Source organism: Trebonia sp. (genome assembly GCF_030042015.1).
GTDB lineage: Bacteria > Actinomycetota > Actinomycetes > Streptosporangiales > Streptosporangiaceae > Trebonia.
Map to the genome: position 1 here is coordinate 1 of NZ_JASIAL010000510.1, position 14,978 is coordinate 14,978.

Genomic DNA, 14,978 nt, shown 5'->3' on the forward strand with positions numbered 1-14,978 from the left:
CCCGGCAGGGGCAGCGGGAAACAGCAGCGCCTCCTCATCCGACGCCTGGCGCAGCACCTCTGCCCGGGCGTACCCGGCCAGCGCCGCCAGCTCGGCGCCGGGCCACCGGCCAGCCGCGGCCGCGGTCAGCAGCTCGTCCGCGCGCGCCGTGACCTGCCCAAGCAGCAGCACATGCTCCTCGGCCAGCGTCAGCGGCGGCCGTCTGGTCAAGCCGGCAGATCCCGCTGGCTCCCCATGCCCTGGCATCGTGACCACTTCCCCATGTCACCGATCTCGATCATTTTTACCAAAATAAATAGTAAAAATGATCGATGCTGCTGTCAATTGGCGCTCGCGCCGGAACCAGCTCGCAGTCCCCTCAGCTAGCTTCCGCGCCCCCGCAGTGGGACGTTTGGCGGCCGTGCCGGGTCCGATGCCCTCTGGGTGCGCCTCTCGCGGCGAAAGACCCTGAAACGGACAAGGGAACGTCATCGGGCTCTTGGGACTGGACCGAGGAAGTTCTTCGAGTCACCCGCATCTGTCGTCCTCGACGAGGCGGAGAACAGGATGCACACCGTCAAGGCCCTCATGGCGGCAACGATCCGGCCGCGGTCGCGACAGGCGTGGGCGCGGTGAGCGGAAACGTTGCCAAGGAAGGGCGTCGGCGGGCGCCGCCATCGAACGGCGCCGCTCCCGCGCCTGGCGCGGCGGCGCTGGCCAACGGCCAGGCGAGCCCGCTCGAGCCGCTGGCCCGGCTGTTCCGGGACCTGCGCAGCTCCCCGGCGGGCCTGTCGGACAGGGAGGCGGCCCGTCGGCTCGAGGTGTTCGGCGGCAACGAGCTGTCGCGGCGCGGTGGCCGGCGCTGGCCGGGCGAGCTGGCCCGGCAGTTCACCCAGCCGCTGGCCGTGCTGCTGGCCGTGGCCGCGATGCTGGCCTGGGTCAGCGGTACCCCTCGCCTGGCGATCGCGATCGTCGCGGTGATCTTCCTCAACGCCGGCTTCGCGTTCGCACAGGAGATGCAGGCCGAGCGGGCCGTCGAGGCGCTGGCCGCGTTCCTGCCCGAACGCGCCCGGGTCCGGCGCGATGGCCTGGTGCGGCAAGTCGAGGCCCGGCTGCTGGTGCCTGGCGACGTGCTGCTGATCGAGGAGGGGGAGAGCGTCTGCGCGGACGCCAGGCTGATGACCGGCACAGTCGACGTCGACATGTCCACCCTGACGGGTGAGTCCGTGCCGGTGACCCGCTCGGCGGGGCGGGCCAATCCTGGCGAGCCGCTGCTGCGGGCCGGCGAGATGGTGTTCAGCGGCACCGCGTGCACCGGCGGCGAAGCCGAGGCGCTGGTGACCGCGACGGGGATGAGTACGGAAATCGGCCGGATCGCGGCGCTCAGCCAGCGCACCGGCCGGGACCAGAGCCCGCTGGAGCGCCAGATCACCAGGGCTACCTGGCTGATCGCGTTCGTGGCCGTGGGCGCGGGAATCGCGTTCCTGCCGATCGGCCTGGCCGCCGGGCTGGGCATGGCGTCGGCGGCCAGCTTCGCGATCGGGCTGCTTGTGGCCAATGTCCCTGAAGGGCTGCTGCCCACGATCACGCTCGCGCTCGCGGTAGGCGTTCGCGACATGGCCCATCGCGGTGCCCTGGTAAAGCGGCTGTCCGCGGTCGAGACGCTGGGGTCCACCAGCGTCATCTGCACCGACAAGACCGGTACCCTGACGGAGAACCGGATGCACGTCACGACCGTCTGGACACCGGACGGGGAGGCTGCCGGCTTGCCCGCGGACGGCGCCCCAGCCGGCCAGCAGCCCGACCTTGGCCCGCTGCTCCGGATCGCCGCCGCCTGCAGCAACGCGGACCTGCACGGCATCGCGGGCGAGCCGGCCGGGGATCCGACCGAGCTGGCCCTGCTTGACCTCGCCGCAGGCCGCGGCCTGGACGTCAGCGCGGCCCGCCGGGACAAGCGGCGCCTGCGGCTATTCCGGTTCGATCCGCGGCTTAAGCTCATGACCACCGTCGACGAACTCGATGACGGCATGGCCGTGCACACCAAGGGTGCGCCGGAACAGGTCCTGGCGCTGTGCACCACGATCTGCCGCGGCGGCCGGGACCAGCCGATCACCGCCGCGGACCGGGATGCGGCCGTCCGCGTCATGACCGGCTACGCGGGCGGCGGGCTGCGCGTGCTCGCCTTCGCCTACCGCGTGCTGCCCGCCGCGGCCGCGGTCCCGGACCGGCGCGAGGACGCCGAGCAGAACCTGTGCCTGGCCGGGCTGGCCGCCATGCTTGACCCGCCCCGCGAGGCTGTCCCCGCCGCGATCGAACGGGTCCACCACGCGGGCATCAGGATCCACGTGGTCACCGGCGACAACGGGCTGACCGCGGCCGCCGTCGCCCGCCGCGTCGGCATCGGCGCCGGCGGGCTGACGGTGGTCACCGGCCGCGAGCTCGACGCGATGGCCGAGGACGATCTCGACCGGCTGCTCAGCTCCGGGTCCGAAGTGGTGTTCGCGCGCAGCTCCCCGGAGGCCAAGCTGCGCATCGCCGACGCGCTGCGCGCCATGGGCCAGATCGTCGCGATGACCGGCGACGGCGTCAACGACGCCCCCGCGCTGCGCCGGGCCGACATCGGTGTGGCGATGGGCCGGTCGGGCACCGACGTGGCCCGCGAGGCCGCCACGATGGTGCTCACCGACGACAACTTCGCCACGATCGCCGCGGCGGTCGAGTCCGGCCGCCGCGTCTATGACAACGTCCGCAAGTTCATCTGCTACATCTTCACGCACGCCGTGCCCGAAGTGGCTCCGTTCCTGATCTTCGCGCTCGCCGGCGGGGCCGTGCCGGTGCCGCTGACCGTGATGGAACTGCTTGCCATCGACCTGGGCACCGACACCCTGCCCGCGCTGGCGCTCAGCCGCGAGCCCGCCGAGCCTGGGCTGATGGACCGCCCGCCCAGGCCGCGAACCCAGGGCGTGATCAGCCGCGGCATGCTCGCCCGCGCCTGGGGTTTCCTCGGCGTGATTTCCGCGGTCCTGGTCATGGTCGGCTTCTTCCTGACACTTCGGCACGCCGGCTGGCACCCGGGGGTCGCCACCGGATCAGGCACCCCGCTGAACCACGCCTACCGGCAGGCCACCACCGTGGCGTGGCTGGGCATCGTGGCCTGCCAGATCGGCACCGCGTTCGCGGTGCGCACCGACCACGCGTCGCTGCGCTCGGTCGGGTTTTTCTCCAACCGGTTCCTGCTCGGCGGCATCGGCTTTTCCCTCGCCTTCGCCGCCGCGCTCGTCTACCTGCCCGTCCTGCACGGCTTTTTTGGCACCGCGGCGCTTGCCCCCGCTCAGCTGGTCACCGTCGCCCCCTTCCCGTTGATCGTGTGGGGCGCCGACGAAATCCGGCGCGCGCTGCTGCGACGGCGCCGCCAGGCAACCGAGCGCGCACCATGAGGATTGTCGCGGCCCTGGCAACGCCCTGCTTGAGCGGGGGGCCGATATCCAGCTGGCACGTGTCGCCGGTGCCGTCCGGGGCCCTTGCCCCGCCGCGCCGTCGTCGGACCACGGCCCCGATGAGGGCCGTTCGGCCCCACCCCACCGGCTCCCGTCGTGGTGTCCTGGAATAAACAGGATCGGCAGCCGGCCGCGCATGGCGGCCGGCGTGATTCACGGGAAAGGGGTCTCATGAACACGCATCCGGGTGAGCGTCACGAGCAACCGCTGGCCGCCTTGGACGAGCGCGTGCTCGCCCTCGAGGATCGTGTCACCGTCCTCGCCGAGGCGCTGCGTGTGCTGGCACACGGCCTTGAGGATCTCCCCACGGCCGAGCCAGCGGGACGACGGGCGGCGGAGGCCGCCAGGCAAGCCTATGACCTGCTGCTTGCGGCCGGCCGGCATACCAGTGAGCCGGAATAGGCGCCCCGGCGCCTGACAACCCACGCGGGCAGTCACCGCCTGCCGGCGGCATGAGCGTTCAGGACAGCGCACTGGTCGCCGCCCGGGCAAGAGGGTGCGGTGCGCCGATGGGCGAGAGCAAGGCGGACCAGTCCGCTTTCAAGGTCGCGGATGTCCAGGCCGGCCGCCGCAGCGAGCCGGGCGACCTGCGGGAGGGCGACAGGCTCCGTGCCAGGGAAACCGAGGTGGCGGGCGGCGAAGGCCGCCCGCGGATCCAGCGGCGGTTGCGCGCCGGGCCACACGCCGCGCAGCTCACGCAGGAACAACTGCACGGTTACCGGCCCCCAGCCGGGCAGTGCGATCAGGGCCGTGCGCAATGCCGGGTAGGCCTGGTACCGGCGGCCGATCTCGGCCGTCTGCCCCTCGTAGCGCTCATCGATGATCTCTGCCAGGGCCTGCAGCCGGGATGTGGTGCGGAAGTCGTAGCGGGCATAGCCGCCCGCGTCAAGGAGCTCGATGAGATCCTCCGATGGCACGTGACGCGCCTGTCCGATTCTGGTCAGGCCAGCCTCGTTCAGAACCGAGAAGGCGCCCTCCGCGACTTTGGCGGAGATCCGCGTACCGAACAGGGTGGCCGCCAGGAACCATCGCTCTACCTCGGCTTCTCCCGCATCAACGTCGATGCCCAGCTCCGCTGAGAAACGGCCGCCCAGCACCCCGGTGACAGCACGGGCACGCCTTGCCGGGCCGGTGATAAGGGGATCGGTGAAACGGGTACGCACCGCAGCGGCATCGGCGCCGGCGGTCTGGTGTGCCGCAGGATGCCTCATCGATGGCTCCTTTCCCCGGCGGCGATCATGTGGTCGGCCGCGACCGCCCGTCTCGTCATGAGCTGCCAGGCACTGTGTGGCCGTAGTTGCCGTCGTAACGGTGGTAGAGCAGGTTGCCGCGGCCCGTTCCGGCGTTGACGAAGAACAGGAACGGCAGGCCCGTGGCCTCCAGCCGGATCGCCGCCTCGGTCACCGACAGACGCGGCGCCGGAGCGTTGCTGACGGTGATCGACGGGTCCACAGGGCCGAGCCGGCCGTTGAGCGGGTCAGCCAGCGCCAGGCAGTAGCCGTCCGCGGTCCGGTAGATCACGCTGTCCTGGCCGGTGGATTTCTCGGTGAAGAGGTAGAAGTCGTAGTCCATAAGCTCGGCGTCGGCGGCTGCCTCATCGGGGGTCTGCCGGGCCAGCGCGTAGGACCTGCGCAGCACCACAGTCCGCTCCCCTGGCGGGCGGGGGAAATAAGGCAGCTGCGGTGCCGGGAGGCTCTGATGGCGCCACTCGCCTGGCCCGGGCACCGGTCGCCCGCCGCGCACCGCTTCCCAGTTTCGTGCCGCGCGCTCAAGCCTGATCCGCAGCCGGTCGCAGGCGTGCTCCACCGCCTCGCGCATTGTCTCGCCTGCTGCCTCGGCGCGGATCAGCCGCCCGTTCAAGTCGACATTCACCTGGGCAATTGCCGGGCGCTGCACCGCCGGATCCGCGCTCATGATCAGCTTGACCCGGGCGAAAAGCACCGGCACCGGAGCCACCCGCAGCAGCGAGCCGACCCGGCGTACGGCAAGGTCGACCGCACCTTCTGGCACCGTGCCGCGCGTCTCGGTCTGCACCTGCACGATCTGTGTTTCGGCCATGATGATCGCCTTCCCTCACCGCCGCCGGGCCACTGGCCTCACCCCGTGCGCGGGGTGCGGTGCGCCGCGGGCTGGTCCGGCTGCCGACGGCGGAAATTGATATCAGCGCCCTCCGCCGACGGACGGCCAGGAGGAAGCCCCGTCGGCGGCCTGCCCGGCCGCGGCCGGCTCCAGCAGGTTCCCCAGGTCCGCTGGCAGCAGGCGGAAGGCTTCCGCCACCACCCCGGCGGACATGTGACGCCGGGCCACGGCAGAGACAATCCGGGCGGCTTTGACGACGTCGGAGTCACGCACCCGGGCCTCACGGGCAAACCGGGTGACGTACGCGGCGCAGTCGTATTTCTGCGGGACCCGACTCGGATTCCAGCCATCGAAGAACACCCCCCGCAGCAGGTCGGGCAGTTGCGCGGCGAAGTGCGCGGCGACCTCAACGCTGAGCCGGTCCCGCAGGCAGTGTAGCCAGGCCCGGAGCACCCGGTAGGCCAGGTGCCGGTCGCTGGTGCCGAATCCGGCGTCGATATCGGCCAGCCATGCAGTTGCCTTGTCGATGCTGCGATCCAGGTTCTCCACTCCGGTAGACATCACAGCCCCCTCTCACATCCTTACGTACCTCGCCGCGGCCAGGACCCCTAGAGACAAAGGTCCCGCACGCTACGGCCGTGCGTTCAATCAAGAACCCGCCGCCGGCCCGCGCGCCGGTGCTCAACACGGACCCGCTCAGCCTTTCTTCGCGGAGGTCCTCTGCTCGGCGGCCGATGATGTTCTCTCCCTCACATCGCCGCCATCCTCCTTCTTTTGAACAGATTACTTTGATAAAAACTATCTAGATTAAGAATTTGGCTGGCGGCTGGCGGCTGGCGGACGGCGGAAGGAGACGAGGGCATGACGATCACCGACACCGAGGCGTACACGGCGATGCGCGCGCATCACCGGATGCTTGGCGAGGAGCTCGCCGAGCGGGCCGACGCGGTGTCCGGCGCGGTGGCGGCGGGGCGGCCGCACGGCGCCGCCGTAGCCGGCCTCATCGCCTATCTGGCCGGGGAAGTGCTGCCGCACGCGGCCGCCGAGGAGAACAGCATCTACCCGGCCGCCGTGGCACACGCCGACATGGCCGGCCTGGTCGGCGAGATGATCGCCGAACACGTCACGTTGTCGGTGCTCGGGGCGGGGCTCGCCGCCCTCACCGACGGCGCGGCCGCCGCCGGGCAGGCCCAGCAGATCGCCGGGCTGTTCGCGGCGCATGCCGCGAGGGAGAACGACGTCCTGCTGCCTGCGCTGCTCGCCAGCGAGTCGGTGGACCTGGCCGCGCTGCTTGAGCGGATGCACGGCAGCGCCGGGCATGACCAGCCCCGTGACCGGTGACGGTTACCGCCCAGCTCGCGGCCCCGGTGCTGCGCCCGTCCCGGGCATCGGTCCGCGGGTTCGCGCTGGCCTCGGTGATCGCCAACGCGGCCCTCATCTGCACCGGTGCGGCGGTCCGGCTGAGCTCCTGGGGGCTCGGCTGCCCAGACTGGCCGCAGTGCACGAAAACCAGCGTCGTGGCCGCCCGTTCGCCGGGGCAGACCTCGCTGAACACCGCGATCGAGTTCGGCAACCGGCTGCTCACCTTCCCGCTGGCCGCGATCGCCGCGCTGACGTTCGCCGCCTGCCTGTGCTACCAGCCCGGCGGGCGGCGGCGGCGCGACCTGGCCTGGCTGTCGGCGGCGCTGCCGGCCGGCGTGATCGCCCAGGCGGCGGCCGGCGGCATCGTGGTGCTCACCAGGCTGAACCCGGCGATGGTGGCGGTGGAACCGCGCCACGTCGGTCGCGCTGTGGATCCTCGTGCTCCGGTTGTACCTGTCCACCCGCACGCGCCGGCAGGGAGGGTCCGCTGACATTGGCGAAGCACGATCCGGCCACGGGCACGCGGTCGCTCCCGCGGCGTAACGGATCGATCCTGGCGGGCTGGCTGGCTAAAGTCCACCGGCCACGTTGTGTTTGTACGATGTCATTAGTAGAAAATAGGCGGAGGTGGTGATGTACTTCACTGACCGGGGCATCGAGGAGCTCGGCGAGCGGCGGGGCGAGGACCAGGTAACGCTCGGCTGGCTGGCCACCCGGCTCCAGGCCTTCGTCGACCTGCATCCGGAGTTCGACGTCCCGGTCGACCGGCTGGCAACCTGGCTGGCCCGCGCGGACGACGCGGACGACGCGGACGACGATGACGAGGAGGACGACAGCGGAATGGGGTCTCATGACTGGTAGCAAGATCGACGGGTTCCGGCTGGGGATCTACGTGTTCGAGGACGCCGAAGTGGTGGACTTCGCCGCGCCGTACGGGGTCTTCTCGGTTGCCCGCAGGTACGACCCAGCGCTGGATGTGTTCCTGGTGGCCGAGACCCTCCGGCCGGTACCGGCGCAGGCGGGGTTCACCGTGCTGCCGAACTACGACTTCGCCGCCCGCCCGGCGATGAACGCGTTCCTCATCCCTGGCGGGGCCGGGACCCGGCCGGAAACCTATAACGCGCGGCTGCATGAGTTCATCGGCGGGCTGCCGTCCGGGACGCTGCTGACCAGCGTCTGTACCGGCTCGTGGATCCTCGCCAGCGCGGGGCTGCTCGACGGGCTGCCTGCCACCAGCCGCAAGGAGCCTGACCGCGGCGAGGCACAGCCGCCGGGGATGGTGCCGATCGAGCGGCTGGCCAGCCTGGCACCGGCCTGCCATGTCAGCCGCGCCAGGGTGGTGGACGCCGGCCGGGTGATCACCGCGGCGGGGATCAGCGCGGGCATGGAGATGGGCTTCCACCTGCTGCGCCGGGCGGGGTACGACGAGGCATTCATCGACGACGTGGCCCGGGTCATGGAATACACCAAGGCCTACGACGTCTACCGCGATGACCGCGAAACGGCGGCGGCGTCGCCGGGCGCGGCATCATAGCCTTGCCAGCCGCGTTCTCCGTTCGGCATCGCCGACACCCACGCCCCTGACCCGCACTGATACAGCGGGCAGAGGCGGCCGGCGGCCTAGTACATGTCGTGGGTGAGCGCCCGCACGATCGCGACGAACAGCCTGCTCTTGTCCCGCTGTTCTGCCGGCAGCTCGCCGTAGGGGACCATGCAGGGATGGGTTTTCGCGCGGGAGTCCTTCTCCGGGCCGTACGTCCAGCCGTGCGCTGCCTTGTCGCGCAGCCATGCCTCGTGCAGCGTGGCCGTCGTCACGCCGTCCCGCGCGTAGGCCACGTTGTCGATCGCGCCTTGCCGGATCTCGCCCGTTTCCGAGTCCCAGGGCAGGGACGGCGCCGGGTCGCCCTGGATGCGCTGCAACTCGGCGTTCGCCGCGTGGATGACGCGGGCTATCTCCTCGTCGGTGTACTTCCTCATACCCGGCAACCCTACGAAGGCGGGACTTTTCGTCAAGACAGGTGAGCCGGCAAGCGTGATGCCCTGAGTCCGCGTGCGGCCGAGGCACCCCGCCACTGGTTCTATCGTGTCCTTTCAGCCGCCGGCTCATGGGCATAGGCATCCTTGCCTGCCGTCAGCCGGGCGACGCACAGGCTGGGCTCGACGAACGGATCTAGCCGCTCGGCGGTGAGCGGGGCGCGCATCCGGGTCAGCGCCCCCCGCATCAGCCCCAGATGGAGCGAGCAAATGACGTCTTTGTGGTGCTGCGCCACCTCGCGGAACGGGCACTGCCGCAGGCAGAGCCGGTACTCTCCGTCGCGGTCACCGGCCTGCACTTGCGGCGCGAAGCCCAGGCCCTCCATGATCGCCGTGAGCTTCGCGATCGCCTCCGCGGCGCTCAGCCGCCGGTACGGCGGCGGCTGCTCGGTGAGATAGGCGCCCCACTCGCGCCCGGCCTCCTCCGCGGCCCTGCCCGGCTCCGGCATGGTGGCGGCCATCAGGCTGGTGAGCATCTCTGCCAGCAGCCGGTAGCGCCGCTGCCCGGCGGGACCGCCGGCGACCGTCTGGTATCCGATCCTGGGTCTGCCGGGCGTCTCCCGGTCTTCTGTCTCACGCGTGGCCAGGCCGGCCTCCACCAGTGCCTCAAGGTGGAACCGCGCCGTATTCCGATGCAGCCCCGTCCGCTGCGCGACCTCCCGGACGCCGAGCGGGCCGTCGGCGGCGCGCAGCATGTCCAGCACGCTGGTGCGGCTGCGGCCGAGCGGGGACGTATCCTCAGGCGCGAGGAGCTGCTCGGTATCCATATGATTATTTTATATCACTATCTGTAGTAGAAATTAAGCTAACAGTGCGCTCGACGGCCCGCCGGCCCACCGCGACCCCGGCCCACCGCGACCCCGGCCCGGCTCGGCCCGGCAGGTCGGCTCGCTGGCTGGCCAGGTACGAGCACGGGCGGCTGAAATCCCCGTAACCGGCCACCGTCATCCGGCCTCCTGCAGATCCATCGGCACTCGGGGCGGCTACCCCCGCGGTGGGAGGGCGCCGACAAACGGCGTGTCGGCACCTGCCACGCCGAGCTTGGCCGCGCCGCCCGGTGAGCCGAGCGGCTCGGCGCGGCCGGGTAGCGGCTCGGCGAAGAACCGCGCGTTCTCCCCGGCGTACACCCGCAATTGGCCGGGCAGGTCATCCTCGTAGTAGATCGCCTCCACCGGGCACACGGGCTCACACGCCCCGCAGTCGACGCACTCGTCCGGGTGGATGTAGAGCATCCGCTCGCCCTCGTAGATGCAGTCCACCGGGCATTCCTCCACGCAGGACCGGTCCAGCACATCCACGCATGGTTCCCCGATCACGTAGGTCATGACGCATCCTCCCTGCCGGCATCATGTCAGCCATAGTTTAAACTATCAATACTGTTTAAACTAATCGAGGCTGTGTCCGGCTGGTCGGGCTCCACGGGCACCGCGTCAACTGGCTACGCGGTCCGGCACGGCGGGCGCGGACGATCACGTGCCGGCTGGCGGCCTCGGCCGGGACGAGCCGGCGACCCGTTGCTGGACGTGGCTGTAGAAGGCACGGGTCGTCCGCTCCACGTCGCCGGTTGCGATGAGATCGAGCTGCAGGCCCACGACTCCTCCGATGAGCAGCGTGGCTTCGACCTCGGCTTCCTCGTCGGGCAGCCCCTCGGCCATGAACCGTTCGATCCAGAGCTGGTGCCAGTCCCTGAAGACCCGGTTGGCCAGCGGCCCGTCAGGCGATTCCCGCCCCTCCTGCAGGAGGATCTCGAAGTCGAGCCGCAGCCACTCCCGGTTGTCGACACACCACTGCCAGGGGGACAGGAGGTCCCCCTCGGCGAGGCACTTCTCAGCCAGGTCGCGCTGTCTTCGCTCGACCTCCGCGACCACGGCGTCCAGGAGCTGTTCCTTCGAGCCGAAGTAGTAGACGAGCTGGTACGTGCTTATGTTCAGCGCGGCCGCGAGCGAGCGGAACGTGGCCTTGGCGATCCCGTGCCCGGCCAGGTAGTCGATAACCCGTTGCAGCAGGTCGTCTCGACTAGTCGACGGCCTGCGACCGCGATTCGCCACCCTCCTCCGTCCTCTGCTGTCCATTGACGAGGCTAATAACACCTGTTATAAAAACACTTGTTATGAGCCTCCGCTCAGGGAGCGTGGGGGCTGGACGGAGTTCGGTAGCGCCTCATCTTCCGTCGAAGGATACGCGATGCAGACAGCCGAGCACGAGGTCACCTCAGCCCGTCACCCACTTGAGCCGCTGTCGGCTGGCGAGATCGAGGCGGCGGCCGCCATCGTGAGGGCAGACCGCCAGCTCGGGGAGAGCATCCAGTTCGTCTACATCACGCTGCTGGAGCCGGCCAAGGCCGAGGTGTACTCCTACTCAGGCGGCGCCGCTGTCGACCGGCAGGCGTTTGTCGTCCTCCGCGACCGCGCCGTGCGCGAAGTCTACGAGGCCGTCGTATCGCTGGGCCACCGTGAGGTTCGGTCCTGGCGTCAGGTCCCCGGGGTGCAGGCACCGCTCACGGGCGACGAGATCGCCGCCTACGAGGAGGTCGTGAAACAAGATCCTCGCTGGCAGCAGGCGATGCGCCGGCGAGGGGTCACCGACTTCGACCGCGCGAGGATGGATCCCTGGCCGGCCGGCTACAACGGACCGGAGGACGCGCCGGAGCGGGGACGCTTCCTTCGCCCGCTCACGTGGGTGAGCAGCGGAGAGGATGGCGACAACGCGTACGCCAGACCGGTCGACGGGCTGATTGTGCGGTTCGACCTCGACCGGATGCAGGTTGTCGACGTCGAGGACCACGGCACCGTCCCGCTGGCGCCGCGGCCGGGCAACTACACGGCCGCGGCAATCAGCACCCCGGAGAACTTCCCGAGCTTCAGCGAGGGACCGAGAACAGACCTGCGGCCGGTCGAGATCATCCAGCCGTCGGGCGCGAGCTTCGAGGTCTCGGGGCACGAAGTTCGCTGGCAGCGCTGGCGGCTTCGCGTGGGCTTCACGCCTCGCGAGGGCCTCGTCCTGCACGACGTCGGCTACGAGGACAAGGGCGAGGTCCGCCCGATCCTGTACCGTGCATCGCTCTCGGAGATGTTCATTCCTTACGGCGATCCCGCACCCACCCAGTACCGCAAGAACGTCTTCGACATGGGCGAGGCCGGCATAGGGATGCTGGCCAACAGTCTCGAACTCGGCTGCGACTGCCTCGGCGACATCTACTACTTCGATGGCTTCGTGAACGACAACCAGGGCCGTGCGGTGCGGATAGCCAACGCGATCTGCATGCACGAGGAGGACAACGGCGTGCTGTGGAAGCACACCGATTACCGGTCGGGAAGGGCCGAGGTCCGGCGCTCCCGTCGCCTCGTGATCTCGATGTTCGCGACGGTCGGCAACTACGATTACGGCTTCTTCTGGTACTTCTGCCAGGACGGGTCCATCGAGTACGAGGTGAAGCTGACCGGCATCATCTCGAACGGGTCCCTGCCGGCCGGTGCGCGGCCGCGCTACGGGACGCTGGTGGCGCCCGGTGTCTACGGCCCCAACCATCAGCACATCTTCTGCGTGCGCCTCGACCTGACGGTCGACGGTCCGCGCAACTCCGTCACCGAATGCGACTCGGTCCCGGTCGAGCCAGGACCGGACAACCCCCACGGAAACGCGTGGGAAGTATCGCGCACCCCGCTGCGGCGGGAATCCGAAGCACAGCGGCTGGCGAACACGAACTCCGCCCGTTTCTGGAGGATCGAGAACTCCGCCCGCCGCAACGCCGTCGGCGACCCGGTCGCCTACCGGCTAGAGCCGGGACCGAGCACCCCGCCGCTGCAGCAGCCCGACACGCACGCCATCAGGCGGGCGCAGTTCGCCACCAGGAACCTCTGGGTGACCGCCTATCACCCCGACGAGCTCTTTGCGGCGGGGACCTACCCGTACCAGCATCCGGGAGGAGCCGGCCTGCCCGAGTGGGTGCAGGCCGACCGGCCGCTAGAGAACACCGACCTCGTGGTGTGGCACACCTTCGTCGCCCACCACGTCGTGCGATCCGAGGACTGGCCGGTGATGCCGGTAGCCACGGCGGGGTTCAAGCTCCGGCCCGACGGCTTTTTCGACGGCAACCCTGGCCTCGACGTACCCGAACCAGCGAGCCACGCACGCGACCACCACGCGGCAGGCCATGAGGCAGAGGAGGGCCACCGATGAGGCCCGAGGGACAAGGCCGGAGAGCCGGCATCGCGGCGGAAGGCCGTGGCGGCGACAGCCGGTATAAGCAGGAGCTGTCACGCTCGATCAGCGTGCTCGGCAACATCGTCGTCACGCTGTCGGGTACCACCCCGGCCGCCTCGGTCTTCGTGATCGCTCCCGTCGCACTGTTCATCGCGGGAAGCGGCTCGTTTCTCGCCTTCGTCCTGGCCGCCGTCGTCGGCCTCCTCATGGCCTTCTGCTGGGCCGAACTGGGCAACTCCTACCCGATCGCGGGCGGCGACTACGCGCTCGTCTGGCACTCGTTCAAGGGGCGGACCTCGCCGCTCGCCGGCCCGCTCAGCTTCATCACCTTCGCCCTCTACGTCGATTTCATGGCCTTCATTCCCGCCACGATCGCGCTCGGCGCCGGCACCTACTTCGGAGTCGTCGCGAACGTCGATCCGCGCTATGTGGGCGCCGTCATCATGGTGATCGCCGCCGCCTTCGCGACCCGCAAGATCCGCTTCAACACGGTGGTCACCAGCATCTTCCTGGGGATCGAGCTGGCGGCGCTCTTGATCCTGACGGTGCTCGGGCTCTCGCACGCCCGTAACTGGGGCTCCCTCGTCCATCCGGTGGTCGCCGGCGGCCACGGGCTCACGCCGGTCGCGTTCTCCGTCACGGCAGCCGCGGCGGCGATCGCCATATTCTCCTATGCGGGCTACCAGAGCGCCGTGAACTACTCCGAGGAGACGAAGGACCCGAGGCGCAACGTGGCCCGGGCCATTCTGTGGGCCCTCGCCATCACCGTCGCCGCCGAGCTCATCCCGTTCACCGCCGTCATCGTCGGCGCGCCATCGCTCGCCAAGCTGACCAGCTCGGCAGTCCCGTTCCAGTACTTCATCGAGGCGACGTCGAACAGCGTCGTCTACGACGTCGTCAGCATCGGGATCGTGCTCGCGATACTCAATGCGGTGATCGCGCAGGTGCTCGGTTTCGGCCGCATTCTCTACAGCTCCGGCCGCGACCGCGCGTGGCCAGGCCCCGTCAGCCTCTGGGTCGCCGCCGTCCACCCGCGGTTCCGTTCGCCCTGGGTGGCAACGGTGCTCCTCGGCGTCGTGGGCGTGGTGATGTGCCTTACCGTCAGCCTGACGACGCTCGCGAACCTGACGGGCGCGAGCCTGGTCGCCGACTACGCGCTGATCGCCGTCGCCGCCATCGCCGCGCGCCTGACACGGGCCACCGCCCACGCCTCGTACAAGATGCCGCTGTGGCCGCTGCCCCCGCTCCTCGCGCTCGCGAGCCTGGGCTACGTGTTCACCCAGCAGACGAGGCTTCTTATCGAGGTGACCCTCATCACGATGGGGATCGGCCTTGTCTACTGGGCGATGGTGATCCTGCCCCAGCGAGGACGAGCCTGGAACCTTCGCGAGGCGCCAGTCGATGAGCCCGCGGCGTCCTCGGTCGAGAACGCCCGTCCCGCTCGGTGACGGGACCCGGGGTGCCCTGGCTCCCGGGGCGGGACGGCGCCACCGGGCGTTAGTCGCTGACGGCGTTGGCGTCGTTGACGCGGACGATGTCGACGTCGTCGATGCCGGACAGGACGGCGGCGAGCTCGCTGACCGGCTGCTTCCCGTGGACCTGCAATGTCACCTCGACGAACGGCTTGCCGTCGCGCGTCTGCGGGCCGGGCCCGCTTGCGCCGGGGCGGCCGACCGGGTCGGCGGAGACCTCGTCGATGGTGAATCCGGCCGATGTCGCGGCCTGGAGCAGCCGGCGCAGCACGCCGCGGCCGTCAAGGTAGCGGATGCGCAGCGAGGAGACCGCGGTCGCGGACCGGGGCAGGCGGCGGGTGAGGGCGGGGAA

At 70.0% G+C, this 14,978-nt stretch carries 16 protein-coding genes and 1 pseudogene; 8 read left to right on the forward strand and 9 right to left on the reverse strand.

The window, feature by feature from the left end:
• Positions 1–210 (reverse strand): hypothetical protein (locus tag Q1N79_RS27325; protein WP_300613918.1); only part of this gene is annotated, 210 nt, incomplete at its 3' end.
• A 401-nt stretch (positions 211–611) separates the two neighbouring features.
• Between Q1N79_RS27325 and Q1N79_RS27330 the strand changes: the two genes are divergently transcribed.
• Together Q1N79_RS27330 and Q1N79_RS27335 are read left to right on the forward strand one after the other, a co-directional pair.
• Entirely contained in the window at positions 612–3,416 is a 2,805-nt protein-coding gene (locus Q1N79_RS27330; protein ID WP_300613919.1) for a cation-transporting P-type ATPase, read from the forward strand.
• 231 nt (positions 3,417–3,647) lie between these two features.
• Positions 3,648–3,878 carry a hypothetical protein gene (locus Q1N79_RS27335; RefSeq protein WP_300613920.1) on the forward strand — a complete coding sequence of 77 codons (231 nt, stop codon included), beginning with the start codon at positions 3,648–3,650 and terminating at the stop codon, positions 3,876–3,878.
• 32 nt (positions 3,879–3,910) lie between these two features.
• Here Q1N79_RS27335 and Q1N79_RS27340 read toward each other — a convergent pair whose 3' ends face one another.
• The 3 genes from Q1N79_RS27340 to Q1N79_RS27350 all read right to left on the reverse strand — a co-directional run bounded on the left by Q1N79_RS27340 (position 3,911) and on the right by Q1N79_RS27350 (position 6,116).
• Entirely contained in the window at positions 3,911–4,687 is a 777-nt protein-coding gene (locus Q1N79_RS27340) for a hypothetical protein (RefSeq protein WP_300613921.1), read from the reverse strand.
• 55 nt (positions 4,688–4,742) lie between these two features.
• Entirely contained in the window at positions 4,743–5,534 is a 792-nt protein-coding gene (locus tag Q1N79_RS27345; protein WP_300613922.1) for an HPF/RaiA family ribosome-associated protein, read from the reverse strand.
• 102 nt (positions 5,535–5,636) lie between these two features.
• Positions 5,637–6,116 carry a DUF2267 domain-containing protein gene (locus Q1N79_RS27350; RefSeq protein ID WP_300613923.1) on the reverse strand — a complete coding sequence of 160 codons (480 nt, stop codon included), beginning with the start codon at positions 6,114–6,116 and terminating at the stop codon, positions 5,637–5,639.
• Positions 6,117–6,416: 300 nt separating this feature from the next.
• On the opposite strand from Q1N79_RS27350, the gene Q1N79_RS27355 reads away from it, so the two are divergent.
• The 4 genes from Q1N79_RS27355 to Q1N79_RS27370 all read left to right on the forward strand — a co-directional run bounded on the left by Q1N79_RS27355 (position 6,417) and on the right by Q1N79_RS27370 (position 8,451).
• Positions 6,417–6,896, forward strand: a complete 480-nt coding sequence (locus Q1N79_RS27355) for a hemerythrin domain-containing protein (protein ID WP_300613924.1) — start codon at positions 6,417–6,419, stop codon at positions 6,894–6,896.
• The gene (locus Q1N79_RS27360; RefSeq protein ID WP_300613925.1) at positions 6,893–7,408 is read left to right on the forward strand and encodes a COX15/CtaA family protein; all 516 of its coding nucleotides are present in this window, start codon (positions 6,893–6,895) and stop codon (positions 7,406–7,408) included. Before Q1N79_RS27355 ends, Q1N79_RS27360 begins: the two co-directional genes overlap by 4 nt.
• Positions 7,409–7,550: 142 nt before the next feature.
• On the forward strand, positions 7,551–7,778 hold the full coding sequence (locus tag Q1N79_RS27365) for a DUF6104 family protein (protein WP_300613926.1): 228 nt from the start codon (positions 7,551–7,553) through the stop codon (positions 7,776–7,778).
• Positions 7,768–8,451 carry a DJ-1/PfpI family protein gene (locus tag Q1N79_RS27370; RefSeq protein WP_300613927.1) on the forward strand — a complete coding sequence of 228 codons (684 nt, stop codon included), beginning with the start codon at positions 7,768–7,770 and terminating at the stop codon, positions 8,449–8,451. Before Q1N79_RS27365 ends, Q1N79_RS27370 begins: the two co-directional genes overlap by 11 nt.
• An 86-nt stretch (positions 8,452–8,537) precedes the next feature.
• Here Q1N79_RS27370 and Q1N79_RS27375 read toward each other — a convergent pair whose 3' ends face one another.
• From Q1N79_RS27375 to Q1N79_RS27390, 4 genes are all read right to left on the reverse strand, one after another.
• Positions 8,538–8,894, reverse strand: a complete 357-nt coding sequence (locus Q1N79_RS27375) for a RyR domain-containing protein (protein WP_300613928.1) — start codon at positions 8,892–8,894, stop codon at positions 8,538–8,540.
• A gap of 101 nt (positions 8,895–8,995) precedes the next feature.
• Entirely contained in the window at positions 8,996–9,718 is a 723-nt protein-coding gene (locus Q1N79_RS27380; protein WP_300613929.1) for a helix-turn-helix domain-containing protein, read from the reverse strand.
• A gap of 216 nt (positions 9,719–9,934) precedes the next feature.
• Complete coding sequence (fdxA, locus tag Q1N79_RS27385) at positions 9,935–10,276, reverse strand: ferredoxin (RefSeq protein ID WP_300613930.1); 342 nt, start codon at positions 10,274–10,276, stop codon at positions 9,935–9,937.
• A 144-nt stretch (positions 10,277–10,420) separates the two neighbouring features.
• Positions 10,421–10,999: a TetR/AcrR family transcriptional regulator gene (locus Q1N79_RS27390; protein ID WP_300613931.1), complete on the reverse strand. Its 579-nt coding sequence runs from the start codon at positions 10,997–10,999 to the stop codon at positions 10,421–10,423.
• A 136-nt stretch (positions 11,000–11,135) separates the two neighbouring features.
• Between Q1N79_RS27390 and Q1N79_RS27395 the strand changes: the two genes are divergently transcribed.
• Both Q1N79_RS27395 and Q1N79_RS27400 read left to right on the forward strand, forming a co-directional pair.
• Positions 11,136–13,130, forward strand: a complete 1,995-nt coding sequence (locus Q1N79_RS27395) for a primary-amine oxidase (RefSeq protein WP_300613932.1) — start codon at positions 11,136–11,138, stop codon at positions 13,128–13,130.
• Positions 13,127–14,602 carry an APC family permease gene (locus Q1N79_RS27400; RefSeq protein ID WP_300613933.1) on the forward strand — a complete coding sequence of 492 codons (1,476 nt, stop codon included), beginning with the start codon at positions 13,127–13,129 and terminating at the stop codon, positions 14,600–14,602. The genes Q1N79_RS27395 and Q1N79_RS27400 overlap by 4 nt, the downstream gene beginning before the upstream one ends.
• Positions 14,603–14,651: 49 nt before the next feature.
• Here Q1N79_RS27400 and Q1N79_RS27405 read toward each other — a convergent pair.
• Positions 14,652–14,978 (reverse strand): annotated as a pseudogene (locus Q1N79_RS27405) (hypothetical protein); the annotation flags it as partial.